The 16,695-nt window shown below is 68.4% G+C and carries 14 protein-coding genes; 6 read left to right on the top strand and 8 right to left on the bottom strand.

Features of this window, described 5'->3' with window-relative positions:
- Window positions 1-72 precede the first annotated feature (72 nt).
- Window positions 73-2,187 carry an acetate--CoA ligase family protein gene (locus E6N53_RS06960; RefSeq protein ID WP_142857982.1) on the top strand — a complete coding sequence of 705 codons (2,115 nt, stop codon included), beginning with the start codon at window positions 73-75 and terminating at the stop codon, window positions 2,185-2,187.
- A 33-nt stretch (window positions 2,188-2,220) separates the two neighbouring features.
- On the opposite strand, the gene E6N53_RS06955 is transcribed toward E6N53_RS06960, so the two are convergent.
- Genes E6N53_RS06955 through E6N53_RS06935 form a run of 5 tightly spaced genes read right to left on the bottom strand, consistent with a single transcriptional unit; the run spans window position 2,221 to window position 8,974 of the window.
- Window positions 2,221-3,066, bottom strand: a complete 846-nt coding sequence (locus E6N53_RS06955; RefSeq protein WP_142857980.1) for an HpcH/HpaI aldolase/citrate lyase family protein — start codon at window positions 3,064-3,066, stop codon at window positions 2,221-2,223.
- On the bottom strand, window positions 3,063-5,117 hold the full coding sequence (locus E6N53_RS06950) for a dipeptide ABC transporter ATP-binding protein (protein ID WP_142857978.1): 2,055 nt from the start codon (window positions 5,115-5,117) through the stop codon (window positions 3,063-3,065). Before E6N53_RS06950 ends, E6N53_RS06955 begins: the two co-directional genes overlap by 4 nt.
- 1 nt (window position 5,118) lies before the next feature.
- Complete coding sequence (locus E6N53_RS06945) at window positions 5,119-6,048, bottom strand: ABC transporter permease (RefSeq protein ID WP_236639579.1); 930 nt, start codon at window positions 6,046-6,048, stop codon at window positions 5,119-5,121.
- Complete coding sequence (locus E6N53_RS06940; protein WP_136589550.1) at window positions 6,048-7,031, bottom strand: ABC transporter permease; 984 nt, start codon at window positions 7,029-7,031, stop codon at window positions 6,048-6,050. Before E6N53_RS06940 ends, E6N53_RS06945 begins: the two co-directional genes overlap by 1 nt.
- 29 nt (window positions 7,032-7,060) lie before the next feature.
- A complete protein-coding gene (locus E6N53_RS06935) occupies window positions 7,061-8,974 on the bottom strand; it encodes an ABC transporter substrate-binding protein (protein ID WP_142858493.1) in 1,914 nt (637 codons plus the stop codon).
- A gap of 280 nt (window positions 8,975-9,254) precedes the next feature.
- On the opposite strand from E6N53_RS06935, the gene E6N53_RS06930 reads away from it, so the two are divergent.
- From E6N53_RS06930 to E6N53_RS06920, 3 genes are all read left to right on the top strand, one after another.
- The gene (locus E6N53_RS06930) at window positions 9,255-9,761 is read left to right on the top strand and encodes a metallophosphoesterase family protein (protein ID WP_142857976.1); all 507 of its coding nucleotides are present in this window, start codon (window positions 9,255-9,257) and stop codon (window positions 9,759-9,761) included.
- Between the two features lie 52 nt (window positions 9,762-9,813).
- Complete coding sequence (locus tag E6N53_RS06925) at window positions 9,814-10,569, top strand: coenzyme F420-0:L-glutamate ligase (RefSeq protein ID WP_136600915.1); 756 nt, start codon at window positions 9,814-9,816, stop codon at window positions 10,567-10,569.
- Window positions 10,570-10,686: 117 nt separating this feature from the next.
- Entirely contained in the window at window positions 10,687-11,658 is a 972-nt protein-coding gene (locus E6N53_RS06920) for a 5,10-methylenetetrahydromethanopterin reductase (RefSeq protein ID WP_142857973.1), read from the top strand.
- On the opposite strand, the gene E6N53_RS06915 is transcribed toward E6N53_RS06920, so the two are convergent.
- Both E6N53_RS06915 and E6N53_RS06910 read right to left on the bottom strand, forming a co-directional pair.
- Window positions 11,627-11,881, bottom strand: a complete 255-nt coding sequence (locus E6N53_RS06915; protein ID WP_142857971.1) for a DUF8024 family protein — start codon at window positions 11,879-11,881, stop codon at window positions 11,627-11,629. The genes E6N53_RS06920 and E6N53_RS06915 overlap by 32 nt on opposite strands.
- 179 nt (window positions 11,882-12,060) lie before the next feature.
- Window positions 12,061-13,095: a phosphoribosylaminoimidazolesuccinocarboxamide synthase gene (locus E6N53_RS06910; protein ID WP_142857969.1), complete on the bottom strand. Its 1,035-nt coding sequence runs from the start codon at window positions 13,093-13,095 to the stop codon at window positions 12,061-12,063.
- A gap of 211 nt (window positions 13,096-13,306) precedes the next feature.
- Here E6N53_RS06910 and E6N53_RS06905 point away from each other — a divergent pair, with 211 nt between their 5' ends.
- Entirely contained in the window at window positions 13,307-13,999 is a 693-nt protein-coding gene (locus tag E6N53_RS06905) for a Sir2 family NAD-dependent protein deacetylase (RefSeq protein ID WP_142858491.1), read from the top strand.
- Between the two features lie 15 nt (window positions 14,000-14,014).
- Here E6N53_RS06905 and E6N53_RS06900 read toward each other — a convergent pair whose 3' ends face one another.
- Window positions 14,015-15,163: an alpha-hydroxy-acid oxidizing protein gene (locus E6N53_RS06900; protein ID WP_142857967.1), complete on the bottom strand. Its 1,149-nt coding sequence runs from the start codon at window positions 15,161-15,163 to the stop codon at window positions 14,015-14,017.
- A gap of 109 nt (window positions 15,164-15,272) precedes the next feature.
- On the opposite strand from E6N53_RS06900, the gene cofH reads away from it, so the two are divergent.
- Complete coding sequence (gene cofH, locus E6N53_RS06895) at window positions 15,273-16,658, top strand: 7,8-didemethyl-8-hydroxy-5-deazariboflavin synthase subunit CofH (protein ID WP_136589557.1); 1,386 nt, start codon at window positions 15,273-15,275, stop codon at window positions 16,656-16,658.
- Window positions 16,659-16,695: the final 37 nt, after the last annotated feature.

Raw genomic sequence — 16,695 nt, 5'->3', positions numbered from 1 at the left:
GTCGGGTCAGTTCCCCATCACAAATGCAACGATTTATCAAACGTTTTCACGAGCGGCGAGCCAGGTCAATCGATGCCAGTCGACGCTCCCGACCTCGCCCCGCTGTTCGACCCCGACTCCGTCGCCGTCGTCGGCGCGAGTCCGGACTCGTTTTACGCCGGCAACCTCATCGACAACCTCCTCGACTACGGCTTCGACGGGCCGTTGTACCCGGTGAACCCGAAGCGCGACGAGGTGTGGGGCCGAACCTGTTACGACGACGTCGACGACGTCCCCGAGACCGTCGACCTCGTCGTGGTCAGCGTCCCCCGCGAGTACGTGGTCGACGTGGTGCGCGCGGCCGGCGAACGCGGTGTCCCCGTCGCCCTCGTCGTCGCCGCGGGGTTCTCCGAGGCGGACGACCGCGGAACGGAACTGGAGTCCGAACTCGCCGCCACTGCACAGGATGTGGGTATCCACGTCGTCGGGCCGAACTGCATCGGCGTGATGTCCTCGCGCGGGGCGACCCTGACCGCGACGTGTTCGCGCGAGCCGCAGCCGGGCGCGATCGGCCTCGTCAGCCAGTCCGGCGCGCTCGCGTTCACCACCTTCTTCGAGCGGGCCGCCGACGCCGACGTCCACTTCAGCCACATCGTCTCGACCGGCAACGAGGCCGACCTCACCACGAGCGACTACGTCGCGTATCTGGCCGCCGAGGAGACGGTCGACGTCATCTGCGCGTACGTCGAGGGGCTGACCGACCCCGAGCGGTTCATGCGCGTCGCCGAGGCCGCGACGCGTGCCGGAACGCCGGTCCTCACCGTCAAGATCGGGCAGAGCGACGTCGCCGAGGCCGCGACGCTGTCGCACACGGGGTCGCTCACCGGCGACGACGACGCCTGGGCGGCCGCGTTCAGACAGACCGGCGTCCAGCGGGTCCCGGACATCCCCGACCTGCTCTCGCAGGCGAGCGCCCACGCGGCGTACGACGTGCCCGACGGCGACCGCGTCGCCATCGCCTCCACGAGCGGCGGACTCGCGAGCCTCCTCGCGGACCTGGCCGACGAGCGCGGCCTCTCGCTCCCGGACATCGACGGCGAGACCGAACGGACCCTGCTCGACATGGACGAACTGCTGACGTTCGGCGCGTTCCACAACCCGGCGGACATCCGCGGCTACGGGGCGGAGGTCCTCCCCGAAATCGCCGATACGCTCTTCGCGGACGACGCGTTCGACGCGTACGTCTTCGCCATCGGCCTCTCTGCGGTCGACGACCGCGCCGCGCGCGTCGCCGCCGACCTCGAGGCCATCGTCGAGCGGGCCGACGACCCGGTGTTCGTCCTCTGGACCGGACGGAAGGTCCCCGACGACCCGACCGAGACCCCGCCGTACGAACGACTCAGAGGTTCGGTCCCGGTGTACGAGGACCCCGGTCGATGTCTGGACGCCGTCGCCTCGCTCGTCGACGCGGTAGCCGACCGCGACCGACTCGCCGCACGACCCGGGCGCGCCGAACTCGCCGAGGGACTCACCGCCCCGCCGGTCGACATCCCGCGCGGCCGCGTCCTCACGTGGGCGGAGAGCGAGCGGTTGCTCTCGGCGTTCGACGTGTCCGTCGTCGAGACGCGGCTGGTGACGACACCCGACGAGGCCGCGGCCGCCGCGGCGGACCTCGGTTTCCCGGTCGTGCTCAAGGTCGACTCGCCGGCGCTCCCCCACCGGACCGACATCGGGGCCGTTCACGTCGGCGTCGACTCCCCCGATTCGGCTCGCGAGTCGTTCGACGCGATTATGCAGGCTGCACGGGCGAACGCTCCCGACGAGAACATCGAAGGCGTCCTCGTCCAGCCGATGGTCGACGACGGCGTCGAGGCCATCGTCGGCGTCTCGCCGGACGAGGTGTTCGGGTCGCTCGTGACCGTCGGGGCCGGCGGGGTGCTCGTCGAGGCCGTCGACGACGCCACGGTGCTGGTGCCGCCGTTCTCGCGGGCCGACGCGCACGAGGCGGTCGAGGCCACGGCGCTCGCCGACCTCCTCGAGAACAGACGTGGCGGCGATGCGCTCTCCGTCGACGAACTCGTCGACGTCGTCGTGACGGTCGGGGACCTGGCCGCATCGACCGACGTCGCCGAACTCGACCTCAACCCGGTGCTCGTCACCGAAGACGGACCGGTCGCCGTCGACGCGCTCGTCCGGACGCGCGACTAAGACGGAGCGGGTCGGAGAAGGAGACGGCGGGCTCTACTCGGGCGCGCGTTCGAGCAGCCGGCGGTAGCGGTCGACGGTCGCCGTGTCGAGAAAGACGCCCTCGACTTCGAGGGAGTCCCGCTCGGAGGCGTCGAACGCCTCGACCAGCCGTCTCGCCTGTGCCACCTCGTCGTCTGGCGGCGTGAACGCCTCGTTGATGACGCCGACCTGTGCCGGATGGATGGCGGTCATCCCGACGAACCCCGTGGCGCGGGCCCGCTCGGCGACCCGACGGAGTCCGTCCTCGTCGCCGATGTCGAGGTGGACGGACGCGACGGGGTCGACGCCGGCCATCGCGGCGTACTCGACGGTGAGCAGTTCGAGCCGTTCTCTGACCCGGTCCGGCGTCCCGGGCGACCCGATGGCCTTGCAGTAGTCCGCGAAGCCGAACGCGAGGCTCTCGACGCCCGTCTCTCGGCAGGCCGCGGCGATCTCCGAGCCAGCGTGCATCCCCGTCGGCGTCTCCACGGTCACGCGGAGCGGCGGCGGGTCGTCGGCGAGCGTCGAGAGCGCTGCCCACGCCTCGCGGACGTCGCGACCCGATTCGACCATCGGGAGGGCGACCGCGTCGGCCCTGGCCTCGACCGCGGTCTTGAGGTCGTCCGGGAAGTCGTCGGTGCCCCGGCCGTTGACTCGAACGGCGACCTCGCGGTCCACGTCGAGGTCGGGGAGGAACGCCCGCAGGTTCTCGCGGGCCGCCTCCCGCCGCGAGGGGTGGACGGCGTCCTCGAGGTCGAAGATGAACGCGTCGGCGTCGGTTCCGAGCGCCTTCCGGAGCATCTCGACGTCGTCGGCGGGCGTGAACAGCGCGGACCGGCGCGGGCGAGCGGTGTCCGTCATCGCTCGTACTCCGCGAGCAGTTCGCGCTCGATGCGTTCGACGGGGTGGTAACAGGCGGCCTCGTGGTCGCCGTCCTGGTAGGTGGTCCGCTCCGGTTCCGCGTCCCGACACTCGTCGGTCGCCTTCGGGCAGCGCGGCGCGAAGTTACAGCCGGACGGGAGGTTCACCGGGTTCGGCGGCTCGCCCGGGAGCAACACCCGCTGTCGCTTCTCGGTCGGGTCGGCGTTCGGTGACGCCGACAGGAGCGACGCGGCGTACGGATGCTTCGGGTTCTGGACGATTTCTTCGGTCCGCCCGAGTTCGACGATGCGCCCGAGATACATCACGGCGAGTCGGTCGCTGATCTGTGAGAGGCTCGCCAGGTCGTGGGAGATGTAGACGATGCCGATGTCGCGCTCGTCGGCCATCTTCCGCAGGATGTTCAGGATGCTGGCCTTCAGCGAGACGTCGAGCATCGACGCCGGTTCGTCGCAGATGAGCAGTTCGGGGTCGAGGACGAGCGCGCGCGCGATGGCGACGCGCTGGCGCTCCCCGCCCGACAGCTGGTGTGGGTAGTCGTCGAGATACTTCTCCGGCGGGTTGAGCCCGACGTCGGAGAGGGTCTTCCGGACCGTCTCCTCGATGTTGCGGCGCTCGCGCCCCTGAATCTTCAGCGGTTCCGCCACCGCGGCACGGACGGTCTGTCTGGGGTTCAGCGAGTCGAACGGGTCCTGGAAGATGAACTGCACCTTCGAGCGGAACTCCTTCGCCCCGCCGTCGAGGTACTCGTCGACGCTGGTCCCGCGGAAGCTGATGCTCCCGGCCGTCCGGGGCTGGAGGACGGAGATGACCTCCCCGAGCGTGGACTTGCCGCAGCCGGACTCGCCGGCCACCCCGACGACCTCGTTCTCGCGGACGTCGATGTCCACCTCGTTGACCGCCTTGACGTAGTTGGGCTCTCGCCCGCGGAGCTGGTCGACGATGCCCTGTGTCTGTGTGAACCACTTCGAGAGGTCGTCGGTCTCGAGGACGGTGTCGCCGGCGCGGCGCCCTTCGCCGCGTTCGACGAACTCGAGCCCCCACGTCTCGGGTTCGGTCGCCTCCGCGCGGAACTGTCCGACGCGGTCGGTGTGGTAGCAGGCCGACCGCTGGTTCTCGACGGGTTCGATGGGCGGGTGTCCCTCCTCACACTCGTCGGTCGCGAACGGACACCGGTTTCGGAACACACAGCCAGTCGGCTCCTCCGTGAGGTCCGGAAGCGACCCAGGTATGGAGATGGCCTGGTGGTCGAAGTCGTCGATGTCCGGGAACGAGTTCTTCAGCCCCATCGTGTAGGGGTTGGTCGGGTGCTTCAGGACGTCTCGCGTCGCCCCCTGCTCCATCACCTTCCCGCCGTACAGCACGGAGACGTCGTCGCAGGTCTCGGCCACGACGCCGATGTCGTGGGTGATCAACAGCAGCGAACTGTCGATCTCGTCTTGAATCTCCAGCAGCTTGTGGATGATCTTGTCCTGGACGATGACGTCCAATCCGGTGGTCGGCTCGTCGGCGATGATGAGGTCCGGGTCGAGCGCGAGCGCCATCGCGATGGTGACGCGCTGGCGCATCCCGCCGGAGAACTGGTGGGGGTAGTCCGTCGTCCGCTCGGGGTCGAGACCGACGATTTCGAACACCTCGTCGACTCTCGCCTGTGCGTCGGCCTTCGAGACGTCACGGTGTGTCCTGATGGCCTGTCTGATCTGCTTCCCCACAGTCATGACGGGGTCGAGCGAGTCCATCGCGCTCTGTGGGATGTACGAGATCCGTTGCCAGCGGACGTCACGCCACTCCTTCTCGGAGAGGTCGAGGAGGTCCTGCCCGTCGAACCGCACGGTCCCGGAGTCGATGCGGGCGTTGTCGTCGAGCAGGCCGAGAACCGAGTGGGCGATGGTCGACTTGCCGCACCCGGACTCGCCGACGAGCCCGTAGTTGTCGCCACCGTCGACCGAGAAGGAGACGCCGTTGACCGCGTGGACGTCGTCCTCGGACGTCTTGTACCTGATTCGTAGGTCTTCGACTTCGAGTAGACTCATACTAGTCTTCACTCCGTAGTTCGGGGTTGACGACCTCCTCGAACGCGCGGCCGACGAGGAACACCGACGTCGTCACCGCCGCGATGCCGATGGCCGGTGGGAGCACCCACCACCACGCCTCGCGCATCCCGCCGGACTCGAACACCTGCTGGAGCATCCGTCCCCAGGAGGTGGCCGTCGGGTCGCCGAAGCCGAGGAAGGCGAGCGACGCCTGGCCCGCGATAGCCCAGGAGACGGCGTAGGCGGTGTAGAGGAAACCGACGCCGATGACGTTCGGCGCGACGTGTAAGAACATGGTTCGACCGTGCCCCGCACCGGCGGCACGGGCGGACTTCACGAACGTTCGCTCGCGGACGGTCATCACCTCCGACCGGATGACCCGCGCGGGCATCTTCCAGAAGAACGCGACGATGACCGCCGTGATGAGGACGATGTTCGGCTGGACGAACGTCAGCACGAGCAGCGCCATCGGCAGGAACGGCAGCGCGAACGTCAGGTCGGTCAGGCGCATCAACACCTCGTCGACCCGCCCGCCGAAGTAGCCGCTCGTCAGGCCGACGAGGAAGCCGACGACCCCCGTGCCGACGCCGCCGAAGAAGCCGACGATGAACGTCGGCCGCGCGCCGGCGAGGAACTGGCTCAGCACGTCCTTGCCGAACGTCGTCGTGCCGAGCGGTGCCGCGCTGTTGGGCGGGGCCATCCGCATCATCTGCCCGTCCTCGGTCTCCATCGTGTGCTCGATAGGCTCGTATGGAGCCAGCGCCGGCCCGAACAGCCCGAGGAACAAGAAGACGAGCAAGACCGCGACGCCGACCTTCGCCGCGTCGTCTTTGAGCACGACGGCCATGACGTTCTTCGCCCGCGTGAGGTTCTCCGAGGCCCGCTCTTTCAGCTCGCTCCGGTCGACCGAGACCACAGAGAGCAGTGACATCAGACGTCACCTCCCTCGACCGTCGGGTCGACTTTCGCGTACATCACGTCCGCGAGGAGGTTCATCACGATGACCGCAAAGGCCATGATGAAGATGGCTGCCTGGACCGTCGGGTAGTCCTTCTGGTTGATGGCCAACACGAGCGCGCGACCGATACCCGGCCACGCGAACACCACCTCGAGCGTGATGACGCCCTGGAACATCATGCCCAGCCGGAGCGCGAAGTACGTCAACAGCGGGAGCATCGAGTTCCGGCCGGCTCGGGCGAGCTGTTCCATCTCGGAGAGCCCCTTGGCGCGGTGGAGCGTGAGGAACGCCGACCCCTTGCGTTCGACGACCGAGTTGCGTGCGAGCAGCAGGAAGTCACCGCTGTAGTACAGCACGGTCGCGAGGAAGGGCAGGAAGTAGTGCATCGCGAAGTCCGGGTGGAGATACGTCTCGACGAGTCCCTCGGGGTTCGCCACCGGACTCCGCATCCCGAACGCCGGGAAGAGGTCGAGCTGGTACGAGAAGATGATGAGAAAGAAGATGCCGGTGACGAACACCGGCGTCGACCGGAAAAAGGTCGTGACGACGATGCTCAGCTGCTCGAACGACGACCCGCGGTTCCAGCCCGCGTACGAGCCGAGCGCCGAACTGACGATGGCCGTCACGACCAGCGCCGGCACCAGGAGTAGCATCGTGTTGAGCAGCCGCGGGAAGATGATCTCGCTCACCGGCCGGCTCTGTGCGATGGAGAAGCCGAAGTTGAGCGTCAACAGGCTCTGGACGTACTTCACGTACTGGACGTAGACGGGTTCGTCGAGGCCGTACTGGACCCGCAACGCCTGGACCTGTTCTTGGGTGAGCCCCCCGGAGGCGATGAGCGAACTGAACGGGTCCCCCGGGAGCAGCCGGAGCGCGAGGAAGATAATCGAGACGGAGACCAGTGTCAGGGCGATCGAGATGGCGACCCGTTTGACGAGGAAGCGTCTGAAACTCATGTGGTACTGAAAGTCGGTTCTCTACTCGTTCAGGAGAAGTCGGGCTGGTCCAGGTCGGACCGGTCGGCGTGCCCGTCTTCGACGCGGGCGGCGAACGCGTCCCAGGCGTCGCCGGACGGGGCCACCAGCGTGTCACCGTCGAAGGTGTACCCGGCCTGCTGGAGCAACTGCTTGCCCTGCTCGGGGTTGTACTCGTACGTCGGGATGTCTCCGGTGTAGAACGGGCTCATCATCGGCGAGATGAGGTTCTGTCCCTCGATGACTGTCGCGCGGCCGCCGAGGACGCCCTGAACGAACCCCTCCTTGTCGACCGAGTGGCTCAGCGCCTTGCGGAACTCCTTGTCCCGGATGAGCGGGTTGATGTGGTTGATGTGGACGTCCAGCGGCGCGTAGTTCTTCGACACCTGCTTCTCGACGCCGCTCGTCGACGCGGCGCGGTCGGCCTGGTCGTTCGACAGCGTCGTCCCGATGGCGTCGATGTCGCCGCTCTGCATCGCCCCGATGAGCGCGTCGACGTTGCCGACGTTGGCCCAGACGATGCCGTCGATGCCGTCTCCCGACGTGAAGTACTCGCCCAGCAGCTCCTCGCGGACCGACTCGTCCCACATCCAGTGGTCCGGGTTCTTCTCGACGGCGAAGCGGGTCCCCTGCTCCCAGCTGGAGAACTGGAACGGGCCCGTCCCGACAGGGTTCTCGGGGTTGTGCTGGGCCGGGTTGTCGACGTTCTCCCACTTGTGTTTCGGGAGGATGACGCTGCGAACCATCCGCTGGGTCAGGAAGGCGGCGTCGGGTCGCTTGAGGTTGAACCGGACTGCACCGCCCCCGCTCTCGGAGATGACCTCCACGCTCTCGATGGGCTCGTAGAACGGCCCCATCTCGGGGGAGTTGTACTCCTTGAACAGTTCGACGCTGAACTTCACGTCGTCAGGCCCGAACGCCTCGCCGTCGTGCCACTGGACGCCCTCGCGGAGCTGAACCTCGACGGTCGTCTCGTCGACGACGGTGGCGTCCGTCGCCAGCGCCGGGACGATTTCCAGCTGCGGCGAGGCGTCGAACAGGCCGTCGTAGAGGTTCGTGAGGCGCTTCGCCTCGGGGCCACCGCCGGCCCACGCGATGTTCAGGCCGCCCATCGATGCGAGGACGCCCTTGACCCACGTACTCGAGTCGCCGGTCGGCTGGAGGTTCACCTGCGTCCAGATGAACGAGTCGCGGTTGGTCCCGTTGCCGGGCATGGGGACGTACCCCTCCCAGTCGGCGGTGTTGCCCGCCATGATGACGTCGGTGAACGCGATAGAGAGGATGTAGGCGTCATCGCTCGCCTTCCGCTGTATCTCGTGACACAGTTCGACGCGACGCTCTTGGTCCTGGATTTCGGTCGCCTGCTGCTCGAGCAGTTCCGTTATCTCGGGGTTGTTGTAGTTGTAGTAGTTCCCGCCCGTCCGCGGGTGCATCCGCATCAAGAACGGGTTGGGGTCGAGTCCACGCTGCGGGTCGGGGCCGTGAGTGTTCATCGACACCGAGACGGTGTGACCCGTGTCTGCCGCCCAGTACTCGTCGTACATGACGTTCGTCGGGACGTCGTCGAGCGCCACCGGGACGCCGACGTCGGTGAACGCGCGCTGGATCATCAGCGCGTGTTCGCGCATCCACGGCTCCTCGTCGGACGCGAAGTTGACCGTAATCTCGGGGACTGCCGCCCCCTCGGTCACGGTGTACTCGAACGGGATGTTGTCGTTGTTCTTCGTCTCGATGGGCCACTCCCCGCGGAACATCGTCTGGACGTTCCGACCGTCGCCACCGCCGCCGTTACCGCCACCGCTACTTCCACCGGAACCGCCGTCACCACCACTTCCGCTTCCGCTCCCACCCCCGCCGCCGTCACCGCTCTGTCCACCACAGCCGGCGAGACCAGCGGTACCCAGTGCTGCCGTCGTCACCAGCATCCGTCGGCGCGAGAGCCCCGACCCATGCGTGTTATTATCATTGGACATTGTGCGTACGCCTCACGAACCACTAGTTGTACATAAACGTTTATACAAAACATGAACAATAGTGATAGTAAACATCTCCCGTCTCACCGTCGCAGACGGGAGAGAGATGACCGCCGTCTGTCGATATCCCCACTCGAATCGAGAGAGAGAGTACAGTTCAGTTAGAATACGTTTTCTGATGGTGTTTCCGCGCGAACGACACCTTTTATATTTCGCGTCCGAGGCACCGTCTATGTCAACCGACCTCGCCATCGTCAGTGACACCCACGTCCCAGGTCGCGAAGCCGCGATTCCCGGCTGGGTCCGTGACCACATCGAGGCGGCCGACCACACCATCCACGCCGGGGACTTCGACGCGCCCGAGACGCGCTCGCTCGTCGAAGACCTCGCACAGGGGCTGACCGCCGTCGCGGGCAACATCGACCCGCCGTCGGTCGACCTCCCCGCGGCCGCCACCGTCGAGGTCGAGGACGTGACGTTCGTCGTCGTCCACGGCACCGGGCCGCACGACTCGTGGTCCACGCGGGTCCGACGCCTGGTCGGGGAGACGGTCGACGTCGGGACGGGGACGGTGGTCGGCGTCGCCGGCCACACCCACACGCCGACCGAGACGGTCGTCGACGGGGTTCGCCTGCTCAACCCCGGGAGCGCGACGGGTGCGCGCCCGGCGAGTCGGGCCACGATGCTCACCGTCACGGTCGACGGCGACGCCCTCGACGTCGAGGTGCACGAGCGGTAGCCCCCGCACGCATCACGCGCCGCTTTTTACTCCCCGACCGAATCAGACGACTATGGAACTGTTCGCCGTCCCCGACCTCCCCGAGGTCGAACCGGGTGACGACCTCGCCGCGCTCGTCGCCGACCGGGTCGACCTCCGAGCGGAAGACGTCGTCTGTGTCGCCTCGACGGTCGTCTCGAAGGCCGAGCGGCGGGTGCGGTCGCTCGACGACTTCCCTCCCGGGCCCCGCGCGAGAGAACTCGCCGCTCGGCTCGAAGCGGCGACGGGCGACGAGAAGGACCCACGGTTCGCCCAGGCGGTCTTAGAGGAGTCGACAGACCTCCTCATGGAGGCACCCTTCCTCCTCACCGAGACGCGCTTCGGTCACGTCAGCGTCAACGCCGGCATCGACCGTTCGAACGTGCCCGGCGGTGACCTCCTCCTCTTACCGGAGCGTCCCGCAGAGTCGGCGGCCCGCCTCCGCGATGGTCTCGTCGCAGACCGTGTCGTCGTCACCGACACCTGCGGGCGGCCGTTCCGCCACGGGCAGCGGGGCGTCGCCATCGGCTGGGCCGGGCTCCCCGCCTCGCGCGACTGGCGCGGTGAACGCGACCGCGACGGCCGCGAACTCACCGCCACGGTGGAGAGCGTCGTCGACGAACTCGCCGCCGCGTCGAACCTCGTCGCGGGCGAAGGGGCGGGCGGCACCCCCGTCGTCGTCGTCCGTGACTTCGACTTCGGCGACCACGCCGGCAGCGACGAACTCTTCCGGGACGTCGAGGGTGACTTCGTCCGGCAGGCCCTCCGTGGGTGGCGCTACGAGTCGTAGGGCGGTTTCGAGAGCGGGTTCCCTTGCCGGTATGTCGAGCGTTCAAACCCGGCGAGTCCCGAGGGGGCGTATGCGACGAGACACGCGACGAGCGACCGCCGAGGGGGGCGATAGCTGATGTTCGGCATCGAACTCACCCCCGAACACCCCGTGGACGAGGTCGTCGACCTCGGCGTCCGCGCCGAGGCCGAGGGGTACGACACCGTCTTCGTCTCCTCACACTACAACAACCGCGACCCCTTCGCCGTCCTGGCACGCCTCGCGAGCGAGACCGAGACGGTTCGACTCGGCCCCGGGGTCGTGAACCCCTACGAGCGCCATCCGGTGACGCTCGCCTCGCAGACGGCGACCGTCGCCGACCAGTCCGGCGGGCGCGCGGTGTTCGGCATCGGCCCGGGCGACCCGTCGACGCTGACGAACCTCGGCCTCGAGGACGAACGCGGCTTGCGGTCGGTGCTGGAAGCGTTCAAAGTCGCCCAGCGACTGTGGGACGGCGAGCGCGTCTCCCACGACGGGACGTTCACCTGCGAGGACGCGGGGCTGAACTTCGACGTCCCCGGCGACGTGCCCGTCTACGTCGGCGGGGAGGGCCCGCACATGTGCCGGATGGCTGGGAAGCACGCCGACGGCCTGTTGTTCAACGGCTCACACCCCGACGACCTCGCGTGGGCACGCGACCAGGTCGAACAGGGCGTGGCCGACCGCCCCGACGAGCGCGGTGACTTCGACCTCGCAGCGTACGCCAGCGTCTCGGTCGCCGAGGAGCGCGAGGCCGCGCGCGAGGCTGCGCGGCCCCCGGTGGCCTTTATCACCGCCGGCGCGGCACCGCCCGTGCTGGAGAGACACGGTATCGACGCGGAACGAGCGAGTGACATCGGCGCGAAGATCAGCGCCGGCGAGTTCTCGGCGGCGTTCGAACTCGTCACGTCGGCGATGGTCGACGCGTTCTGCATGGCCGGTACGGTCGAAGAGGTCGGCGAGCGGATGGCTCGGGTCGAAGAACACGCGGACAGTCTCGTGGTCGGGTCCCCGCTCGGCCCCGACCTCGAAGCGGCGATTACTCTTGCCGCGGCGGCGCACGACCGATAGAGCCGCTGCCGCCACTGCCGCCACTCCCACCGCTCACCGCGTCGACGAGTGCCCCGACCGCGAGATACGCGAACGCGACGAGGGCGAACGTCGTCAGCGCCCCACCGATGGCAAAGGAGATGAACGACAGCGGGTCGGACAGCGCGACCTCCGTGATGAAGATGACGACGAGTTCGAAGACGCTCCCGATGAGTCGGGCGAGGAAGTCCACGAGGGTTACCATGTCTGCTGGTTTGGACGGGGGGTACTTGTGTGTTCAGGTACCGCGCTCGACGAGGGTCGTCGGAAACGCGTCGACGCTGCGGGCGTTGTGGTGGTGGGGCGGAAACGGCGTCGTGGTGGCCGGGAAGGCCGCGGGCGCGGCGGCTTCAGCGTCGACTCGAACGGGAGAAAGACCCGGATTCAGAGTTCTTCGACAGCCTCGACAACCTCGTCGAGCGCGGGCGCATCGAACCAGTCGAAATCGGTGTAGGTGTTCGTCCCCGCGGTGTAGACGTCGGAGACGACCTCGATCACCTCGGCAGGGAGGGGGTCCGGCGACTCCTCGCACAGGCTCCGCCAGTCGGCGACGCCCTGCTCTCGCGCCTCGGCTTTGGCCGCGCTCACGGCGTCGACCCAGTCGGGGTCGGTCCGCCGATAGTACTGTCGGACGACCTCCTTCGAGAGTTCCTGGCCCTGGTAGGAGAAGCGGTTCTCGTCGAACGTGCCGACCACGTCGGCGACCTTCAGGGTGCCGTCGTCGTACACCACCTCGATCTTGCCGTCCTCGTGGGTGAAGCCGGTCTGTTCGGCGCGCATCGTCACGACGGTGTTCACGCCCAGCGCGAGTTCCTCCAGGCGGTCGAGGCTCGCCTGTCCCGCGATGGCCTCCGCCTCTGTGCGCGAGAGGTAGCGGTCCTGTTCTTCGAACTTGGTCGAGAACTCGACGATGGGCTCGGGCAGGTCGACGACCTCGTCGGGCCACGTCTCGTACGGGAGGTCGAACTCGGCGGGCGAGCGACGACGGCGGAGCGACGACCCCTCGGGGACCGTGTTCCGGAAGACGATTTCGAGGGGGACGACGTAGCCGTCGCCGGCGGCGGCGTGGAACGCCTCGTAGTCGTACGCCTCGCCGTCGGTGGGGAGGTCGGGGACGCGGGCGAGTTCGATGGCCATCGTCCGTGGCGGACTCGCGCACTCGCCGAGTTCCTTCGGTTCTCCCTCGCCAGAGTCGCTCGTCTCGTACACACCCCGGTAGTGGGTCGGGATGTGGTTCACGTCGAGCAGTTCGAAGTTGGCCGCGCCCATCGTACAGAGCGCCGCGCCCTTCTCGGGAATCCGGTCGGGCATCTGTCCCCAGTCGAAGACGGAGTAGTCGTCGGTGAAGTAGAACGTCCCCGCGCCGAGTTCCCCCTCTCGAGGCTCACGGTCGACGTGTATCTCCTTGACGCTGGTCATACTCGTGTGCGCGCGGGCCGATGGGAAGTATCTTTCAATTTCGTGCGTACCCTTCGGCGGTCGGCCGCGAGAATACACACGTCGATGCATCGTCGTGCGGGCACTCGGCGCACGGCTTTTGTCCGCGGCACGTCTCCGTCAGGGCGTGTCCACCGACCACGACGGTCCGCTCGCTGAGGTCGCCGACGCCCTCGTCGAGGGTGGGGGCGCGATGGCGCTCACGGGCGCGGGCGTCTCGACCGCCTCGGGGGTACCGAGTTTCCGGGGCGAAGGCGGCATCTGGGAGACCGCGTTCGACCCGAACGACTTCCACTACTCGCGGTTCCGCCGGGACCCCGAGGGGTTCTGGGAGGAGCGACTCCGGCTTCAGGAGACGATGTTTCCCGGCGAAATCGAACCGAACCCCGCACATCACGCGCTGGTCGAGTTAGAGGAACGAGGCGTCCTCGACGGCGTCGTGACGCAGAACACCGACGGCCTCCACCGCGCGGCGGGCCAGCCCACTCTCGCCGAGATACACGGCAACGCGTCCCGCGTCGAGTGCCAGTCGTGCGGGTCGACGGCGGACGCGGAGCCGGCGTTCGACCGCGTCCGCGACGGCGACACGCCCCCACGCTGTGACTGCAGCGGCGTCTACAAACCCGACGTCGTCCTCTTCGGCGAGACGCTCGACCCCGAGACGCTCGGTCGTGCGGAGGACCTCGCGATGGGGGCGGAGACGGTGCTCGCCGTCGGCACCTCGCTCCAGGTGAACCCCGCGGCGTCGCTCGCGGGCCTCGGCGACCGACTCGTCGTGGTCAACCTCGACGAGACACCGTACTCCAGCCGCGCCGAGTACGACCTCCGCACGGACGTCACGAGGGCGCTGCCGCGGCTGGTCGACCTCGTCGACGAGCGGCTGTGAGTCTCCGAGACGGTCTCAGTCCCCGGCGCGAACGACCGCGTTCCCGTCGAGAGCCGACGCGGTGGGGTACCCCGAGAGTTCGAGCGTCAGGTCGAACGCCGCCCGGAGGTTCCGGAGCACGTCCGCGACCCCGTCCGCGCCCGCGAGCGTCAGTCCGTAACAGTAGGGCCTGCCGAGGAGCACCGCGTCGGCACCGAGCGCAAGCGCCCGGAAGACGTCTGCGCCGGTTCGGACTCCGCTGTCGAACAGCACCGGTATCGAGCCACCGACCTCGCGGGCGACGGGGCCGAGCGCCTCGAGCGCCGCGAGTTCGCCGTCGACCTGTCGCCCACCGTGGTTGGAGACGACGACGCCGTCGGCGGCGTCGGCCGCACGGCGGGCGTCGTCGGGGTGCACGACCCCTTTGAGGTAGAGCGGCAGGTCGGTCCGCTCACGGAGCCACGCGACGTCGTCCCAGTCGAGGCTCGCATCACCGAGGCAGTCGCTCACGACGGACGCGACGGCCTCGTCGTCCGTCCCGCCCGCCCGCTCGCGGACGACCGGGTCGGCGGCGTAGGTGCCGAGGCCGTGGCCGTGGTCGAGCGGCGCGTAGCCGCTCTCGAGTTCGCGGACGCGCCACCCCGTGACGGGTGTGTCGACGGTGAGGACGAGCGCCGAGTAGCCCGCTGCCTCGGCCCGGCGAACCAGGCTCGCCGTCACCTCGCGGCCGGACCAGTACACCTGGAACCACCGCACCGCCGCGCCATCGGCGGCCTCGTCTTGCGCCCGGGCGACGGCTTCGAGCGACGCCGACGAGACGGTGCTCAGACAGAGGGCCGTCCCCGTCCGTCCGGCGGCGCGGGCAGTCGCAACCTCACCTTCGTCGTCGTACAGCGACTGCATCCCGATGGGGGCGCAGACGAGGGGATGCGTGAGTCGCTGGTCGCCGACGGTGACCTGGTGGTCGCGCGTCGACGTGTCCCGGAGCACGCGCGGACGAATCCGCCACCGGTCGAACGCGCAGCGGTTGTCGCGGATGGTCTGTTCCGTCTCGGCCCCGCCGACGAGATACGCGCGCGGTCCTGGCGGAAGGTCCGCCGCCGCCTGCTCGGCGAGCGCCTCGGGGTCGAGCGGGACCGTCGACGCGCCCGCCGCGACCGCTCGCTTTCGACTGGTGCCGTCCATGTGTGAGCCACCGCACGGGGACGCATAGTGGTTCGTGTCGGGGCACGAACGCACGGTGACGACTCCCCGGACCGGCCCACTTTTCACCCCGTGGCTACTCCCACAGACCATGCCATCAGGGCTCGATGCGTCCGACACTCCGAGCGCGGCGACGTTCGAGCACGTCCCGGAGACGGACCAGTCGTTCGAGAACGCCCTGGCGAAAGCGCGCGCGGGCGAGCGTCTCACCGTCGACGACGGCGTCGAACTCCTCACGACGGGGACCGAGGCGGCGGGTATCGACCCCCGCCGGAAGGAACTCGTCCTCGAGGCGGCCGACAGACGCCGGGCCGACGTCGTCGGCGAGGACGTCACCTTCGTCGCCAACCTCAACAACAACGTCACGACCGCCTGCAACACCGGCTGTCTGTTCTGCAACTTCAAGGACACCGCCCACCGCTTCGAGACGGGCGGCGCGGACCACGCGGGCTTCACCAAGACGCCCGCGGAGTCCCGCCGCATCGTCGAGGAGACGCTCGACCTCGGCATCTCGGAGGTCTGCTCGGTGTCGGGGCTCCACCCGGCGTTCGCGCTCGACGACGAACACCACGAGATACTCGCGTCGTACGAGCGGCCCGCCCAGACGGTGAACTACAAGCCGCCCGAGCGGTACGAGGTCGACCCCGGCACCTACCTCGAACAGATGGCGGCGATGAGCGTCGGCGGCGTCCACCTCCACTCGATGACGCCCGAGGAAGCCTACCACGCCCGGCGAGGGACCGACTGGTCGTACGAGGCCGTGTATCGGCGGCTAAAGGCGGCCGGCCTCGACTCCGCGCCCGGGACCGCCGCCGAGATACTCGTCGACGAGGTGCGCGACGTCATCTGCCCCGGGAAGATCGACTCACAGGGGTGGGTCGACGCGATGGAGGGGGCGATGCGGACGGGGCTGGACGTCACGGCGACCATCATGTACGGCCACGTCGAGAACGAGATGCACCGCGTCATGCACCTCGACGTGGTCCGCGACCTGCAGGATTCGATGGGGGGAATCAGGGAGTTCGTGCCGCTGTCGTTCGTCCACCAGAACACGCCGCTGTACCGGCGGGGAATCGTCGACGGCGGCGCGAGCGACGCCGAGGACGAACTCATGATTGCTGTCTCCCGCCTGTTCCTCGACAACGTCGACAACGTCCAGTCGTCGTGGGTGAAGTACGGCAACGCGAAGGCGCTCAAACTGCTCAACTGCGGGGCGAACGACCTCATGGGGACCATCCTCTCCGAGGAGATTACGAAGCGCGCCGGGGGGCAGTACGGCGAGTTCCGCTCGGTCGCCGACTACGTCGACATGGTCTCGGCCATCGGACGACCGCTGGTCGAGCGGTCGACCGATTACCGACGTCGACACCGGGTCGACCCCGATGCCCCGCCGTTCGGCCCCCGCCTCGGCCCGCGGGCGGACGGGACGCCGATGCTGTCGGCCGAGCCGAGAGACCTGGCCGCCGCGGACGACTGACGCGACGGCGAACCCGGTCTGGACGTCGACCTCACCA

Origin of the sequence: Salinigranum halophilum (assembly GCF_007004735.1) — an archaeon.
Classification (GTDB): Archaea; Halobacteriota; Halobacteria; order Halobacteriales; family Haloferacaceae; genus Salinigranum; species Salinigranum halophilum.
Note: the sequence above shows the minus strand (reverse complement) of the source record. Positions and strands in the feature narration are given on the sequence as shown.